This window comes from Kitasatospora sp. NPDC059599 (assembly GCF_042735125.1).
GTDB lineage: Bacteria > Actinomycetota > Actinomycetes > Streptomycetales > Streptomycetaceae > Kitasatospora.
This window is the reverse complement of record NZ_JBHWCL010000050.1, coordinates 18,450-33,035: the sequence shown is the minus strand read 5'-3', so window position 1 is coordinate 33,035 and position 14,586 is coordinate 18,450. Positions and strand designations below refer to the sequence as shown.

At 74.7% G+C, this 14,586-nt stretch carries 12 protein-coding genes; 3 read left to right on the top strand and 9 right to left on the bottom strand.

Translation table 11 applies throughout. The annotated features are described in order from the left end of the window. Nucleotides 1-43 precede the first annotated feature (43 nt). From ACFV04_RS19140 to ACFV04_RS19110, 7 genes are all read right to left on the bottom strand, one after another. Nucleotides 44-742, bottom strand: a complete 699-nt coding sequence (locus ACFV04_RS19140; protein WP_380342780.1) for a DUF4191 domain-containing protein — start codon at nucleotides 740-742, stop codon at nucleotides 44-46. A 162-nt stretch (nucleotides 743-904) separates the two neighbouring features. Beyond that, entirely contained in the window at nucleotides 905-1,174 is a 270-nt protein-coding gene (locus ACFV04_RS19135; protein WP_380530366.1) for a hypothetical protein, read from the bottom strand. A 110-nt stretch (nucleotides 1,175-1,284) separates the two neighbouring features. Further along, nucleotides 1,285-2,238 carry a lipoyl synthase gene (gene lipA, locus ACFV04_RS19130; protein WP_360262101.1) on the bottom strand — a complete coding sequence of 318 codons (954 nt, stop codon included), beginning with the start codon at nucleotides 2,236-2,238 and terminating at the stop codon, nucleotides 1,285-1,287. Nucleotides 2,239-2,439: 201 nt separating this feature from the next. After that, the gene (gene lipB, locus ACFV04_RS19125; protein WP_380342907.1) at nucleotides 2,440-3,210 is read right to left on the bottom strand and encodes a lipoyl(octanoyl) transferase LipB; all 771 of its coding nucleotides are present in this window, start codon (nucleotides 3,208-3,210) and stop codon (nucleotides 2,440-2,442) included. Between the two features lie 95 nt (nucleotides 3,211-3,305). Further along, on the bottom strand, nucleotides 3,306-5,216 hold the full coding sequence (locus tag ACFV04_RS19120) for a helix-turn-helix domain-containing protein (protein WP_380530363.1): 1,911 nt from the start codon (nucleotides 5,214-5,216) through the stop codon (nucleotides 3,306-3,308). Nucleotides 5,217-5,346: 130 nt separating this feature from the next. Then, nucleotides 5,347-6,726, bottom strand: a complete 1,380-nt coding sequence (locus tag ACFV04_RS19115) for an MFS transporter (RefSeq protein WP_380530360.1) — start codon at nucleotides 6,724-6,726, stop codon at nucleotides 5,347-5,349. 128 nt (nucleotides 6,727-6,854) lie between these two features. Next, nucleotides 6,855-7,616 carry a 3-hydroxybutyrate dehydrogenase gene (locus tag ACFV04_RS19110; RefSeq protein WP_380530358.1) on the bottom strand — a complete coding sequence of 254 codons (762 nt, stop codon included), beginning with the start codon at nucleotides 7,614-7,616 and terminating at the stop codon, nucleotides 6,855-6,857. A 309-nt stretch (nucleotides 7,617-7,925) separates the two neighbouring features. Between ACFV04_RS19110 and ACFV04_RS19105 the strand changes: the two genes are divergently transcribed. Beyond that, entirely contained in the window at nucleotides 7,926-9,794 is a 1,869-nt protein-coding gene (locus ACFV04_RS19105; protein WP_380530355.1) for a regulator, read from the top strand. A gap of 213 nt (nucleotides 9,795-10,007) precedes the next feature. On the opposite strand, the gene ACFV04_RS19100 is transcribed toward ACFV04_RS19105, so the two are convergent. Both ACFV04_RS19100 and ACFV04_RS19095 read right to left on the bottom strand, forming a co-directional pair. Next, nucleotides 10,008-11,339 (bottom strand): NAD(P)/FAD-dependent oxidoreductase, encoded by a 1,332-nt coding sequence (locus ACFV04_RS19100; protein WP_380342796.1) that lies wholly within the window; start codon nucleotides 11,337-11,339, stop codon nucleotides 10,008-10,010. 356 nt (nucleotides 11,340-11,695) lie between these two features. Further along, on the bottom strand, nucleotides 11,696-12,601 hold the full coding sequence (locus ACFV04_RS19095; protein WP_380342798.1) for a TIGR01777 family oxidoreductase: 906 nt from the start codon (nucleotides 12,599-12,601) through the stop codon (nucleotides 11,696-11,698). A 137-nt stretch (nucleotides 12,602-12,738) separates the two neighbouring features. Here ACFV04_RS19095 and ACFV04_RS19090 point away from each other — a divergent pair, with 137 nt between their 5' ends. Next, on the top strand, nucleotides 12,739-13,236 hold the full coding sequence (locus tag ACFV04_RS19090; protein WP_380530351.1) for a GNAT family N-acetyltransferase: 498 nt from the start codon (nucleotides 12,739-12,741) through the stop codon (nucleotides 13,234-13,236). Between the two features lie 199 nt (nucleotides 13,237-13,435). Then, nucleotides 13,436-14,557 (top strand): DUF2510 domain-containing protein, encoded by a 1,122-nt coding sequence (locus ACFV04_RS19085; RefSeq protein WP_380530348.1) that lies wholly within the window; start codon nucleotides 13,436-13,438, stop codon nucleotides 14,555-14,557. Nucleotides 14,558-14,586 lie beyond the last annotated feature (29 nt).

Here is a 14,586-nt window from a genome sequence, read left to right as displayed (position 1 = left end):
TCCGCGGCGGGGCCGTTCTCGTGTCGTCAGGGGCGGGGGAGGGTCAGCGGGCCTGGCCGCCCTTGGGCATCCGGGCACCCTTGGGCATCGGGCCCTTGGGGATCGGCGCCTTGGAGAGCAGATCGCCCAGCGCGCGCAGGCGGTCGTTGGTCTCGGTGACCTGGGCGGCGGTGATGGCGCGGGGCAGGCGCATCAGGTGGACCTGCAGCTTCTTCAGCGGGATCTCGCCCTCGCCGTTGCCCACCACGATGTCGTGCACCGGCACGTCGCCGACCACGCGGGCCATCTTCTTCTTCTCGGAGGCCAGCAGCTGGCGCACCCGGTTCGGGTTGCCCTCACCGATCAGAGCGATGCCGGCCCGGCCCACCGCGCGGTAGACCGCGTCCTGGTTGCGGGTGACCGCGACCGGGGTGGTGTTGGAACTCCAGCCGCGCTTGATGTTGTTCAGCACCGCCGCGACGGCCCCCGGCTGCCCCTCCATCTGTCCGAACGCGGCGCGCTCGGCCCGGCGCCCGAAGACGATCGCCATGGCCAGCACGGCCACGATGAAGCCCAGGATGCCCAGGTAGACGGGGTGGTCGATTGCGAAGCCGATGGCGAGGAACACGCCGAAGGTCAGCAGGCCGACGCCGGCGATGATCAGGCCGATCTTGGTGTCGACCTTCTTGGTCATGTTGTACGCCAGGCGGATCTGCTTCAGTCGCCCGGGGTTCTCGGATGTTTCCCTCGCCATAACGCTCATGGTACGTGGCACCGGTAGGGGATATCCAAGCCCGGGTACCCGTTCGCCCGAACCGTGACCCGTGTGCCTGCACGTCGTCGCGCACAGCGACGTCCGGAGCCCTCGCCGACGCCGGACCGTCACCGCCGGGGCCCCGCGGGTCGTGGACTCCGCCGCTCGGTCTCAGTGCCGGGTGGAGCGGGTCCCCGCCGTGCCGGCGGTCTCGACCGTCGCGGCCGCGTGCCGGCGGTCCGCCTCGTGCCGCCGGTCCGCCGCGTGCCGGCGGTCCTCGCACACCGCCGCCCAGGCGTTGCGGCGCGCGTGCTGCTGGCCGGGCGCCAGCAGGACGCTCTCGGCGAACCGCAGCGCCACCCTCACCGACCGGATCCGCATTCCCATGCCGAACAGCTCCTCTTGTGGCTGAGAAGAATCGAACGCTCGCTGTGCGTCCATCGTCCCCACCCCGTGTTACCAGTCCGTGACCAGGCAGTCAAAGCGTGGTGAAACCCGGAAGGGCGGAGCCGCGGCTCCGCCCTTCCAATGGCTCAAAGTCGACCCGACCGTCAGACGGCGGCCTGCTCGCGCCGCTCCAGCGCCTGCCGGTACAGCCGGCCGGCCCGGTACGACGAACGCACCAGCGGGCCCGACATGACACCCGCGAAGCCCAGCTCCTCGGCCTCCTGCTGGAGCTCGACGAACTCGTGCGGCTTCACCCAGCGCTCCACCGGGTGGTGGCGCAGCGAGGGGCGCAGGTACTGGGTGATGGTGATCAGCTCGCAGCCGGCGCCGACCAGGTCGGCGAGCGCCTGGCTGACCTCCTCGCGGGTCTCGCCCATGCCCAGGATCAGGTTGGACTTGGTGACGAGTCCGGCCGCGCGGGCCTGGGTGATGACGTCCAGCGAGCGCTCGTAGCGGAACGCGGGACGGATCCGCTTGAAGATCCGCGGCACCGTCTCGACGTTGTGCGCGAGCACCTCGGGGCGGGAGGAGAAGACCTCGGCCAGCTGCTCGGGCACCGCGTTGAAGTCGGGGATGAGCAGCTCGACGCCGGTGCGGCCGCTCTCGCGGTCGGCGGTCATCGCGTGCACCTGGCGCACGGTCTCGGCGTACAGCCAGGCGCCGCCGTCCTCCAGGTCGTCGCGGGCGACGCCGGTGATGGTGGCGTAGTTGAGGTCCATGGTGACGATGGACTCGGCGACCCGGCGCGGCTCGTCACGGTCGAACTCGGCGGGCTTGCCGGTGTCGATCTGGCAGAAGTCGCAGCGGCGGGTGCACTGGTCACCGCCGATGAGGAAGGTCGCTTCGCGGTCCTCCCAGCACTCGAAGATGTTGGGGCAGCCGGCCTCCTGGCAGACCGTGTGCAGCCCCTCCTTCTTCACCAGCGACTGGAGGGCGTTGTACTCCGGGCCCATCTTCGCGCGGGTCTTGATCCACTCGGGCTTCCGCTCGATGGGGGTCTCGCTGTTGCGGACCTCCAGGCGGAGAAGCTTCCTGCCGTCGGGTGCGACAGCGGACACGTGCGACTCCTAGAACTAGACGGGGTACCCCCAGGGTACGCCTGTGGTTGTACGGCCTTCGCCGGGCCTGCCGCCCTGCAATCGCAGGGCAACACGACTACCGGTGAGTAGATTCCCAGTGCTCGGGGCTTTCCCTCGGGCCGTGCCCGCCGGGTGGGCGGCCGGGCACCGGCGTGGGGCGCCGGCCGGGTGCCGGGCGGGTCAGCGGCTGAGCGCCGGTTCGGGCAGTTCGGCGAAGAGCTCCGCCAGGTGCCGCTCGACGACCGGCGCCGCCTCGGCGACGGGGAGCCCGCGCTTCAGCTCGCCGGAGAGCGAGGCCACACCCGCGTCCCGGATGCCGCACGGCACGATCTTGTCGAACCAGGTCATGTCCGGGTCGCAGTTCAGCGCGAAGCCGTGCATGGTCACCCCGCGGGCGACCCGCACGCCGATGGCGGCGAGCTTGCGGTCGTCGCCGCGCTGCCCGGCGTTGGAGGGAGCGTACTCGGGGCCGGCCAGTCGCGGGTCGATGCCCAGCGGCAGGCCCATCCGCAGGGTCAGTCTGCCGATGTCGACCACCTGGGCCGGGTCGACCACGGCGTCCGGGAGGGAGTCGCCCAGCACCCAGACGCCGCTGCGGCCCTCGACCCGGGTGGTCCCGATGCCGAACTCGGCGGCGGCGCGGATCAGCGCCTCCTCCAGCCGGCGGACGTAGGCGATGACGTCGATCGGGTCGGGCAGCTTGACGATCGGGTAGCCGACCAGCTGGCCGGGGCCGTGCCAGGTGATCTCGCCGCCCCGGTTGACCTCGACCACCGGGGTGCCGTCCAGCGGCAGGTCGGCGGGATTGGTGCGCTTGCCCATGGTGTACACGGACTGGTGCTCCAGCAGCAGGACGGTGTCGGGGATCTCGTCCGCGACCCGCAGCGCGTGCAGCCGCTGCTGCTCCTCCCACGCCTCCTGATAGGACACGGTGCGCTCACCTATGCCCATGTGAACAAAACGCACGTTCTCGCTCACCGCTTTGAGCTCCTTGCCAGGCGTTCGAGACCAACCTCGCCACTGTACGCCCCGGCCCGGCCGGATCCTCAGCCTCCCGCCAGCAGCCGCAGCCGCAGCGCGAGCCGGAGTTCCAGGGACCGCTCGGGGTGGTTCCAGTCCTGCCCGAGCAGCGCCTCGACCCGGTCGAGCCGCTGGACCACCGTGTTCACGTGGACGTGCAGCTCGTCCTTGGCCCGGGTGAGGCTGCCGCCGCAGTCGAAGTAGGCGCGCAGGGTGCGGACCAGCTCGGTGCCGCGCCTGGCGTCGTACGCGAGCAGCGGGCCGAGCGTCGCGCCGACGAAGCCGTCCACGTCGTGGCCGTCGCCGAGCAGCACCCCGAGGAAGCCGAGCGTGCGGGCCGAGGAGCCCTCCCCGGCGCGGCCGAGCACGCGCAGCGCCCGGACGCAGCGCAGGCCCTCGGCGTGGGCGGCGGCCAGTGCGGCGGGGCCGGCGGACGGGCCGGCCCCGCCGACGGTGACCGGGAACCCGGCCAGCCGGGCGAGCTGTTCGGCGGCCTGCCGGGCGGTCTCCTCGGGATCCCCGGCGGTGCCGGCCTCGACGGGCACCAGCAGCACCACGGCCTCGCCGTGCTCGGCGCTGACACCCCGGGAGCCGAACAGGTACCGCCGGGCCGCGCCCGCCAGCCGGCCCCGGTCCGCGCCGGCGGGTTCGGCCGGTTCCGCGACCAGCACCAGGTGCGGCCGGGCGAGGTCGACGCCGAGCCGGCGGCCGCGCGCGGTGAGCCCGGCGGGGTCGCGCTCCGGCGCGGTCAGCAGGTCGGTGAGCAGTTCGCCGCGGATCCGGTTCTCGGTCTCGGCCACCGACCGGCGCAGCAGCAGGAGCAGCGCGGTCACCACGCCGGCCCGTTCGAAGAGCCGCCGGTCGGCGTCGTCGAGGTCGGGCCTGCCGCGCAGCACCAGGGTGCCGAGCGCGTCGTGCCCGGCCAGCACCGCGCAGACCCACAGTTCGCCGTGGAGCACGGACCTGCCCTCGGTCCGGGAGGCGGCGACCGCCCCGGCCAGCTCGGCGGCGGGTGCGGACCGGCCGGCCAGCGGCTCGCCCTCGGCGTCGAGGACCGCTATCTCGCCGCCCAGCAGTGCCGCGACGGCGGCGGCGACGTCCGGCACCTCGGCGCCGCGCAGCACCAGGTCGGTGAGCCGGTCGTGCGCCTGCTCGGCGCGCTGGACGGCGGCGGAGTGTGCCCGGACCAGTTCGTTGGCGGTGTTCAGCTCGGCGAGCGCGGCCCGGGTGTCGGCGAGCGACTTGGCGGTGTCCAGGGCGATCGCGGCGTGTGCGGCCAGCGTGCAGAGCAGCGCGACCTCGTCGGGGGAGAAGGCGCGCGGCGTGCGGTCGGCGGCGAACAGGACGCCGATGACCTGTCCGCCGATCAGCAGCGGCACCCCGATGATCGCGACCAGGCCCTCGTCCAGCACGCCCGCGTCGATCGTGCCGGTGTGGTGGAAGCGCTCGTCGGCGCGGTAGTCGGGGGTCGCGTACGGGCGGGCGGTCTGCGCGACCAGTCCGCCCAGGCCGTCGCCGAGGCTGAGCCGCAGGGTCTGGAAGAGCACGGAGACCGAGCCGTCGGTGACCCGCATGTAGGTGTCGCCCGCGGTCTCGTCCGGCAGGGTCAGGTAGGCGGTGTCGGTGCCGAGCAGCATCCGGGCCCGGCGGACGATCGCCTGGAGCACGGTGTCCGGCTCCCGGGAGGCGGCCAGGTCCCCGGCGGTGTCGAACAGGGCGGTCAACTCTGCTTCCCGGCGTCGGTGTTGACGCAGGGTCCGGTGGACCCGCAGGGCCTGCCAGGTGGCGTCGTCGATCTCGGCGAGGACGGCGGCCGGCGCCCCGCGGCGGCGGGCGTCGGCCAGCACGTCGGCGAAGTCCTCGGTGGCGGCGCCCGAGGCGAGCAGGTCGAGCAGCCGCCGCAGCGCGGGCGCGGCGCTCTCGTGAGGGTGGGTCATGGTGCGTGCCGCCAATCGGCGTCGGTCCGTCGATTCCGGGGAATCGCGATGGTAGCGGCTCGGCCCCCGGGCGACGGCGGTCCTCGCAGCCGTCGTCCGGGGGCCGGGGCGGGCTTTCCGGTCACGAACCTCAGGCGACGGCGGGCTTGCCGGCTGCCGGGGCGTCCGCCGGCTGCCCCTCCGGGCCCTGCGGCGCCCCGGCCTCGGCGAGGTCCTGCCCCCTGGTCTCCCGCCCGCAGAGCACGGCGAGGACGGTGAGCGCCGCCGCGACGGCGACGTACACCGAGATGGGGGTGGCGCTGCCGTAGTCCTTGAGCAGGGCGGTGGCGATCAGCGGTGCCGGGGCGCCGGCCGCCACGGAGGCGAACTGGGCCCCGATCGAGGCGCCCGAGTACCGCAGGCGGGTGGCGAACATCTCGGAGAAGAAGGCCGCCTGGGGCGCGTACATCGCGCTGTGGAAGACCAGCCCGACGGTCACCGCGAGGACCAGTGACCCGAACGAGCGGGTGTCCACCAGGCCGAAGAAGACGAACGCCCAGACCCCGACCCCGACCGCGCCCACCAGGTACACCGGTTTGCGGCCGACCCGGTCGGACAGTGCGCCGAACAGCGGGATCAGCGCGAACTGGACCGCGGAGCCGATGAGTACGGCGTTCAGCGCGCTCTGCTTGGCGAAGTGCGCGTGCGTGACGGCGTAGGTCAGCACGAACGTCGTCATCACGTAGTACGAGATGTTCTCCGCCATCCGCGCCCCCATGGCCACCAGCACCTCCCGCCAGTGGTGCCTCAACACGCCGACCAGCGGCGGCTGTTCGACGGTCGCCCGGTCCCGCCGGGCCGCCAGCGCGGCCCGGAACAGCGGAGACTCGTCCACCGCGAGCCTGATCCACATCCCGACCCCGACCAGCACCGCCGACAGCAGGAACGGCACCCGCCACCCCCAGGACAGGAACGCCGACTCCGACTGCACGGACGTCATCAGCGACAACACCCCCGCCGCCAGCAGGTTCCCGGCCGGCGCCCCGCCCTGCGGCCAGGACGCCCAGAAGCCCCGTCGGCGCCGGTCCCCGTGCTCCGACACCAGCAGCACGGCCCCGCCCCACTCGCCGCCGAGCGCGAAGCCCTGCACCAGCCGCAGCGCGGTCAGCAGCACCGGCGCCGCGACGCCGATCGAGTCGTACGTCGGCAGCAGGCCGATCGCCGTGGTCGACCCGCCCATCAGCAGCAGGCTCAGCACCAGCAGCTTCTTGCGCCCGACCCGGTCGCCGAAGTGTCCGAACACCAGCGCCCCGACCGGCCGCGCCGCGAACCCGATCGCGTAGGTGAGGAACGCCAGCAGCGTCCCGGTCAGCGGGTCGCTGTGCGGGAAGAACAGTTTCCCGAACACCAGCGCCGCGGCCGTGCCGTAGAGGAAGTAGTCGTACCACTCGATGGTCGTGCCGATCAGGCTGGCCGCCACCACTCTCGGGAGTGAGGTGCGCGCAGCCGTACCGCTTGCAGGGGCGTTCATGTGCCACCACTTCCAGGGCCGGGGGAGACGATGTCGCCACAAGGTAGGAATCCGCCGGGCGGAGGCCTATGTGGGCGGGCCACATACCGTGCGATCGGTTCATGGCGTGCGGGGCCACGGCCCCGCGGTCAGTGCGCCGTCCAGCCGCCGTCGACCGGGAGGCTGGCGCCGGTGATGTACGAGGCGGCGGGGGAGCAGAGCCAGAGGGCGAGCTGGGCGACCTCGTCGGGTTCGATCAGCCGCTTCACGGCGGTGCGGTCGAGCATGACCCGCTCGACCACCTCGTCCTCGGGGATGCCGTGGGCGAGCGCCTGGGCGGCGATCTGCTTCTCCACCAGCGGGGTCCGGACGTAGCCGGGGTTGATGCAGTTGCTGGTCACGCCGTGCGGCGCGCCCTCCAGGGCGACCGTCTTGCTCAGGCCCTCCAGGGCGTGCTTCGCGGTGACGTACGCGGACTTGAAGGCGCTGGCCCGCAGGCCGTGGACCGAGGAGACGTTGACGACCCGCCCCCACTCCCGCGCGTACATGTGCGGCAGGGTCCGGCGCAGGATGCGGAACGGGGCCTCGACCATCACGCGTTGGATGAGGGTGAAGCGCTCGGGCGGGAACTTGTGCACGGGCGCCACGTGCTGGAGTCCGGCGTTGTTGACCACGATGTCGGCGTCGTCCGGCAGGGCGTCCACGGCCCCGGGGTCGGCGAGGTCGGTGACGATCGCGAGCCCGCCGATCCGCTCGGCGACCTCCTCGGCGGGGGCGGCCGCGAGGTCGACGACGTAGACCCGGGCCCCGGCCCCGGCGAGGGCCTCGGCGCAGGCCCGGCCGATGCCCGAGGCGGCCCCGGTGACCAGCGCGGTACGGCCGTCGAGCGGACGGGCTGTAGTGGTGTCCATGGCCGAGAACGGTAGGAATCCGGCGCCCCGCCTCCCATGTGGCGGGCCACCACAGCGTTCCGCCGGGCTGTGGCGGCAACCACTACGACCCTCGATCGACGGTTCGACCGCGGAAGGCCAAACCCATGGTGACCCCGCTTCCCCACAATGGGCGCGGTTGCTTCACCCGTTCGGAGGATTGCTCGGTCAGATCCGCCCATAGCGCCCGAATGCTCGCTACATTCACGCCGATTCCCGACAGGGGGCGCCGCCCCAGGCCGCCGAAGTGCTGGTAGAGCCCGGTGCGACGTCCGAGAGGTGTTGACAGACATGCCCCAACGGCCTGCAACCGACAACCCGGCGTACGGACCGCTCGACCCGCTCGGCCGGCACCGAGGTCCGGTCGGCCGGAGCCTTCCGGACGCCCCCGACGCCCTGGCCCCCGACGCCCTGACGGGCGACACGCTGACCGCCGACGACCCGACCGCCGACGAAATGCGGCTGCCCGAGCAGGCCACACCCGACCGGCACGAGAGCCCCGTCGCACCCGCGCCCGCGCGGAGCACCGGCCACTCCGGCCCGGCCCCGCAGAACGGCCAGCTCGCCGCGCTGATCGAGGAGGCCGGCTTCTCGCACGCCGGCCTGGCCCGCCGGGTCGACCAACTCGGCCTGGAACACGGCCTCGACCTGCGCTACGACAAGACCTCGGTCACCCGCTGGCTGCGCGGCCAGCAGCCCCGCGGCGCCACCCCGGCCCTGATCGCCGAGGTCTTCACCCGCCGCCTGGGCCGCCGCCTCACCGCCCAGGACCTCGGCCTGGACGCCTGCGCCCCGGTCTACGCCGGCCTGGAGTTCGCCGAGACCCCGCAGGAGGCGGTGGACATCGTGGCGAGCATGTGGCGCAAGGACAACGGCCCGCAGTCCGAGCTGCGCCGGATCGCCTTCACCCCGGCCGGACTGGTCGTGCCCAGCCGGGACTGGCTGATCGGCCGCACCGACGAGCGGGTCGCCCGGGACGGCTCCACGCTGACCCGCCAGGACACCGCCACCGGCCCGCCGCCCGCCGGCTCAGGCCCCGCCACCGGCGCCGCACAGGGCGCGCCGGGCGCGTCCCCCGTGAGCCCGGCACGCGGCCCGGCCGTGGGCCTGCCCGGGGCGCCCACCGCGCGCAGCACCGCAGGGACGACCGGCACCGCCCCCACCATCGGGCGGGTGCCCACCCAGAGCCGCCGTCCACCGGTCGCCGTCGAGCCGCCGTACACCGACCCGGCCCGCGAGTCCCGCCCCGCCCTGCGGGTCGGCCGCGGCGACATCGCCGCCATCCGCGCCGTCGGCGACCTCTTCCGCGCGCTCGACCACGCCTACGGCGGCGGCCACGCCCGCCAGGCGCTGGTCCGCTACCTGGAGAGCGAGGCCGAGCCGATGCTGCGCGGCCGCTACGGCGAGCAGATCGGCCGGGCCCTGTTCGGCGCGGTCGCCGACCTGACCCGGCTGGCGGGCTGGACGTCCTTCGACATCGCCGCGCACGGGCTCGCCCAGCGCTACTTCGTCCAGGCGCTGCGCCTGTCCCAGGCCGCGGGGGACCGCGCGCTCGGCGGCTACGTGCTGGTGACGATGAGCCAGCAGGCCGTCCACCTCGGCCACGGCCGGGAGGCGGTCCAGCTCGCCCGGGTCGCCCAGCAGGGTGTGGGCACGGCCGTCCCGCCGGTGGTCCAGTCGCTGATGCACGCCGCCGAGGCCCGCGGGCACGGCCTGCTGGGCGACGTCCGGTCCTGCACCACCGCCCTGGTGCGCGCCGAACGGGCCCTGGCGGCGGCCCGCACCGGCGACGAACTCCCCGCCTGGGCACGGTACTTCGACGAGGCACAGCTCTCCGACGAGTTCGCCCACTGCTACCGCGACCTGCAGCAGTGGCGCACCGCCGCGCAGCACGCCGAGAAGTCACTGCGGCTGCGCTCGCCCGCCTACGCGCGCAGCCGGATCTTCTGCCGGCTGGTGCTGGCCACCGCCCGGCTCGGCATGGGGGACCTCGACGAGGCCTGCACCATGGCGACCGACGCGCTGCGGGCGGCGGGGGAGATGCGTTCGGCCCGCTCGCTGGAGTACGTCCGGGACTTCCACCGCCGCCTCACGCCCTACCGCGGCAGCCCGGTGGCCCGCGCCTTCGAGGAGACGGCCCGCCAGGCGGGGGTGATCTGACGGGGGTGGGGTCCGGGCCGCCTCCCGGGCCGGGCGCTCACCGCCTCCCGGCCCGGGGCGCAGGCCTCCCCGCGCCCTGCGGCCCGTCGCCTGCGGGCCGCCGTCGCTTGCGGCCCGCCGCCTGGGCCGCCGCCCGGCAAGGCGCGGGCGTGACGGGCCCGGAGCCGCCCCGGGCCCGGAGCGGTCGGCCCCGGGGCCCGGAACGCGGCGCCCTCAGGCCGCCGCCTCCACCTCCCGCGCGTCGGCCGGGACGCCGAGGTCGCGCAGCACCGCCCGGGCCGCCCGCCGCCCGGAGACCAGCGCGCCCTGCACGGTGCTGGTGTCCCGGTGGTCCCCGGCGACGTACAGCCCGGCCAGCAGTCGCACCGGGCGCCGGGTGTTGTGCGGCGGCGGCATCGCGGGCAGCGCGTCCGGGACGTGCCGCACGCTGAGGAACTGCCAGCCCGCCGTCGCGGTGCCGTACAGCTCGGCGAGCCGGGCCCGGACGGCCGGTTCGAGTCCGGCCGGGCCGCCCGCGTCGAAGGCGCGCCGCCCGAGCAGCGTGGTGGCGACCAGTGCCTGTCCGGCCGGGGCGTACGAGGGGTGCAGTTCGCTGAGCACCAGCGAGTGCGAGACCAGCGGCGGGTGCCCGTTCGGCCGGTCGCCGTCGAGCAGCAGCACGGCTTCGCCCACCGGGGCCCGGTCGGCCGCGTGGTAGAAGGTCGTGACGGGGTGGAAGTCCGGTAGCCGTAGCCCGGGCAGCAGTGCGGCGGCCGAGCGGGCGTCGGTGGCGACCAGGACGGCCTGGGCGCCGATCCGCCCGTGGTGGAGGGTCTCCACGCCGTCCGCGCTGATCGAGGTGACCTGCACCCCGGTGCGGACGGTGCCGGCGGGCAGGGTGGCGGCCAGCTGGGCGGGCACCGCCGCGATTCCGCCGGCGGGCAGACAGAGCCGCCCGCGGGCGTACGAGCGCAGCACCAGGTCGGCGACCCGGCTGCTGGTGCCGAGTGCGGGATCGCTGAGCAGGGCGCTGAGCAGCGGGCGCAGGAAGCCGTCGACGGTGCGCGGGGCGAGTCCGTGGCCGGCCAGCGCGCGGGCGGTGGTGGTCTCGGGTCGGGCCTGCAGCCGGGCGATCGGGGTGGTGGCGAGCCGACCGAGCCAGTTGCCGAGCCTGGCCTTGTCCAGCGGGCTGCCGAGCGGGGCCCGGATGGCGGCCTGCCGGGCGGTGGTGAGCTGGGGGTCCCCGGCGCGGTACCGGCGGCCGCCGCTGTGCACGAGTACGCCGGGTGCGAGCGGGCGCAGGTCGAGGCGGTCGAGGTCGAGCGTGCGGCGCAGCTCGGGGAAGGCGGTGTTCAGCAGGTGGCTGCCGTCGTCGAGCCGGAATCCGTCCAGTTCGCGGGTGGCCATTCGGCCGCCGATCCGGTCGCTGCTTTCGAGGACCTGAACGGCGAGGCCGTGGCCGGTGAGCGCGCGGGCGGCGGCCAGGCCCGCGAGTCCGGCGCCGACCACGACGACGTCCGGGTCGGACGGCCGACGAGCGCGGCGGGTGAAGTCGTACGTGGGCACTGGGGTGCTCCCTCCCTGGTCCCGGGGCTCCGGCCGACGCAGGCAGCGGGGTGCCGGGACACGGTCCGAGGAGGGTGATGCCCAGTCAGTGTGAGCATCAGACAAGCGCATCGAGCCGGATTCGAAGGCCGGCAGGGGTTGTGCGGCACCGGACGGGGGCGCGGTCACGGACAGTGCGCCGTGGCGGCCGGGTTCGGGGTCGGCGGGCGCGTACGGTCACCGGGGGCGTGCGGCGCGCCCGTTGTGTGCTCCCGTGCGCCCCCTCCCGGAGCCCCGTCCGACCCCCGACCGGCATATGCCCCTGGCCAGGGTGGATGCCGTAGTCGGAGGTACGCACGGAGCCCCGCGCGAGTACGTCACAGCGCCGCGAGCACCGCTGAGTACACGTCCGGGTGCGTGAAGCGGAAACCCGCGTCCGACAGCCGTCGGGGCACCACCCGGTGACTGCCGACCACCTCGACCGCCAGCTCGCCCAGCACCACCTTGAGCACCGCCTCCGGCACCGGGAACGGCGTCGGCCGCCGCAGCGCCCGCCCGAGCGCGGTGGTCAGCTCGGCGTTGGTCGCCGGGTTCGGCGCCGTCAGGTTGAACGCGCCGGACAGGTCGTCGTGGTCGATCAGGAAGCGCAGCGCGGCCACCTCGTCGTGCAGCGAGATGAAGCTCCAGTACTGCCGCCCGCTGCCGAGCCGACCGCCCAGGCCCAGCCGGAACAGCGGGAACAGCCGCCCGCCGGCCCCGCCGGCCGCGGACAGCACCATCCCGGTGCGCGGGTGGACGACCCGGATCCCGGCCCGCTCGGCCGGCCTGGCCGCCGCCTCCCACTCCAGGCAGACCTCGGCCAGGAAGTCGTCGCCGGCGGGGGAGTCCTCGTCGATCACCCGGTCGTCGGTCTGCCCGTACCAGCCGACGGCGGAGGCGCTCACGAGGACCCGGGGCGGCTCCTTGAGTTCGGCCAGCGCCACGGCCAGCGTCTCGGTGCCGTAGACCCGGCTCTCCCGGATCTCCCGCTTGTAGGCGTCCGTCCAGCGGCGGTCGCCGACCCCGGCGCCGGCCAGGTGCACCACCGCCTGGACGCCGGCCAGCCCGTCCCGCTCGACCTCGCCGAGCAACGGGTTCCACCCGATCGCCGTGCTGCCGTCGGGCTGCGGGCCCGTCCTGGACCGGTGCCGGACCAGCCGGACCACCTCGTGGCCGTCCGCCAGCAGGGAGCGGACGAGCGCCGAACCGATCAATCCCGTGGAACCCGTGACAGCGATGCGCATGCGCCCATCCTCGCAGTTCCCGGGCGTCCCGGGCCTTCCGACCCTGCCGACGGGCCCCGCCGTTCCCACGGTTCTCGGCCATCCCGGCCGTCCCGACCGCCCGTCACGTCCGCAGGCGCCTCACTAGCATGACGCGCATGCCCGACGACGATCTGATCATCCGTCCGGCGCGGCCCGAGGACGAGCGCGAACTCGCCGTCCTCAACCGCGCCGCCTGGTCCACCCTGTCCGACGTCTCCCCGGAACCGCCCGCCGACGACGCGGTCTTCGACGAACGCCACACCCCCGAGCAGTACCTGCTGGCCGTTCTGGGCGGCCGGATCGTCGGCTACGTCCGCCGGATCCCGCCGACCCGGCTGGCCGCCAACGGCCACGTCCGCCAGATCCAGGGCCTGGCCGTCGACGGCACGGTCCGCGGCCGCGGCGTCGGCCGCCTCCTGGTCGAGGCGGTCTGCGACGCGGCCCGGGCCGAGGGCGCCCGGAAGATGACCCTGCGGGTGCTCGGCTGGAACACCCCGGCCCGCCGCCTCTACGAGAGCTGCGGGTTCACCGTCGAGGGTTCACTGGCCGAGGAGTTCCTGATCGACGGGTCCTACGTGGACGACGTCCTGATGGCCCGGCGGCTGGTCGACTGAGCCCCGGGATCCCCGGCGGCGACCCGCGTCCCGGACGGCGCGCGCCCGCCGCACCGGGGCGCACCCGCAGCCGACCCGGAGCGGACCCGGAGCGGACTCGGAGCGGGGTCGAAGCCGACTCGAAGCGGCGCGGAGGCGGTGCAGAGTCGTGACCCGCTCGCCCTGTCTGGACCGCCGCCCCGGCGGGTACCGTACGGCCGTGAGCAACTCGACGCCTCCCGGGTGGTACCCGGTTCCGGGTGCGGACGGCACCCCCGGTCACGAGCGCTGGTGGGACGGCAACGCCTGGACCAACGAGGTCAGGCCGCTCCAGGGCGGCGCCGGACCGCTCGCCGAGGCCCCGACCGAGGCCGCCTGGCAGCCCTCCGACCGGAAGCCCGGCTACGGCTACCCCGGCGGCGCCACCACGCCCCCGGCCTACGGCTACCCGGGGCAGGACGGCTCCCCGGCGGCCGGCTACGGCTACCCGGGCCAGGAGGCCCACCAGGGACAGCCCGGGTACCCGGGGCAGGCCGGGTACCCGGGGCAGGCCGGCTACCCGGCGGCCCAGGGCGCGGGCTACGGCTACCCGGGGCCCGGCTACCCGCCCCCGGCCCCCGCCGGGAACAGGTCCGGCCTGGCCATCGGCATCTCCGTCGGCGTGCTGGCCGTGGGCGCGATCACCGCCGCGATCGTGTTCGGCACCGGCGGCGGGGACCCGAAGGCGGACCCGACCCCGGCGCCCACGGTCACCGTCACCCAGAGCGACGGCCCCGCCCCGAGCCCCACCCCGACCCGGCCCACCACCAGCCCCACGGTGCCGGCGCCCAAGCCCGCACCGGTGCTGAAGACCACCGTCCCCGACCCGCAGCACGCGATCACCGTCCCGGTGTTCGACGGCTGGGACGCGGTGGCCGACTCCGCGCACTCCACGGTCTACCTCGGCAGCGGCCGCTACACCTGCGCGGACGGCAACTCCTGCATCCGCGGCCAGTTCTCGGTCGAGAAGGACACCGTCCAGGGCGCCACCCCCAAGGCGGCCGCCGACGCCACGATGCCCACCTACGCCGGGCAGATCTTCACCGGGATCACCTCGCACACCGACTACGGCTCCGGCTACGTCAGCGTCGCCGGCGTGCTCGGCTACGCCACGCGCTGGCACATCCGCACCTCGGACGGCACCCAGGGGTACGTCCTGCTGGCCGCCGTCCCGGCCAAGGGCGGCGGCTACGTGGTCTTCGAGGGCGGCGTGGACGACGACCCGTCCGCGCCGGACCCCTCGGTACTGGACCAGATCCTCAAGGGCGTCCAGCAGGACAGCTCGTCCGGCAGCTCCACCTGAGCACCGGGCCGGCCCGAGCCCGGGCCGGC

Bases quoted from the DNA above. Each gene is read 5' to 3' on its own strand.
- ACFV04_RS19140 (WP_380342780.1), bottom strand. From the start codon at position 742: ATGAGCGTTATGGCGAGGGAAACATCCGAGAACCCCGGGCGACTGAAG.
- ACFV04_RS19135 (WP_380530366.1), bottom strand. From the start codon at position 1,174: ATGGACGCACAGCGAGCGTTCGATTCTTCTCAGCCACAAGAGGAGCTG.
- lipB (WP_380342907.1), bottom strand. From the start codon at position 3,210: ATGGGCATAGGTGAGCGCACCGTGTCCTATCAGGAGGCGTGGGAGGAG.
- ACFV04_RS19120 (WP_380530363.1), bottom strand. From the start codon at position 5,216: ATGACCCACCCTCACGAGAGCGCCGCGCCCGCGCTGCGGCGGCTGCTC.
- ACFV04_RS19115 (WP_380530360.1), bottom strand. From the start codon at position 6,726: ATGAACGCCCCTGCAAGCGGTACGGCTGCGCGCACCTCACTCCCGAGA.
- ACFV04_RS19110 (WP_380530358.1), bottom strand. From the start codon at position 7,616: ATGGACACCACTACAGCCCGTCCGCTCGACGGCCGTACCGCGCTGGTC.
- ACFV04_RS19105 (WP_380530355.1), top strand. From the start codon at position 7,926: ATGCCCCAACGGCCTGCAACCGACAACCCGGCGTACGGACCGCTCGAC.
- ACFV04_RS19095 (WP_380342798.1), bottom strand. From the start codon at position 12,601: ATGCGCATCGCTGTCACGGGTTCCACGGGATTGATCGGTTCGGCGCTC.
- ACFV04_RS19090 (WP_380530351.1), top strand. From the start codon at position 12,739: ATGCCCGACGACGATCTGATCATCCGTCCGGCGCGGCCCGAGGACGAG.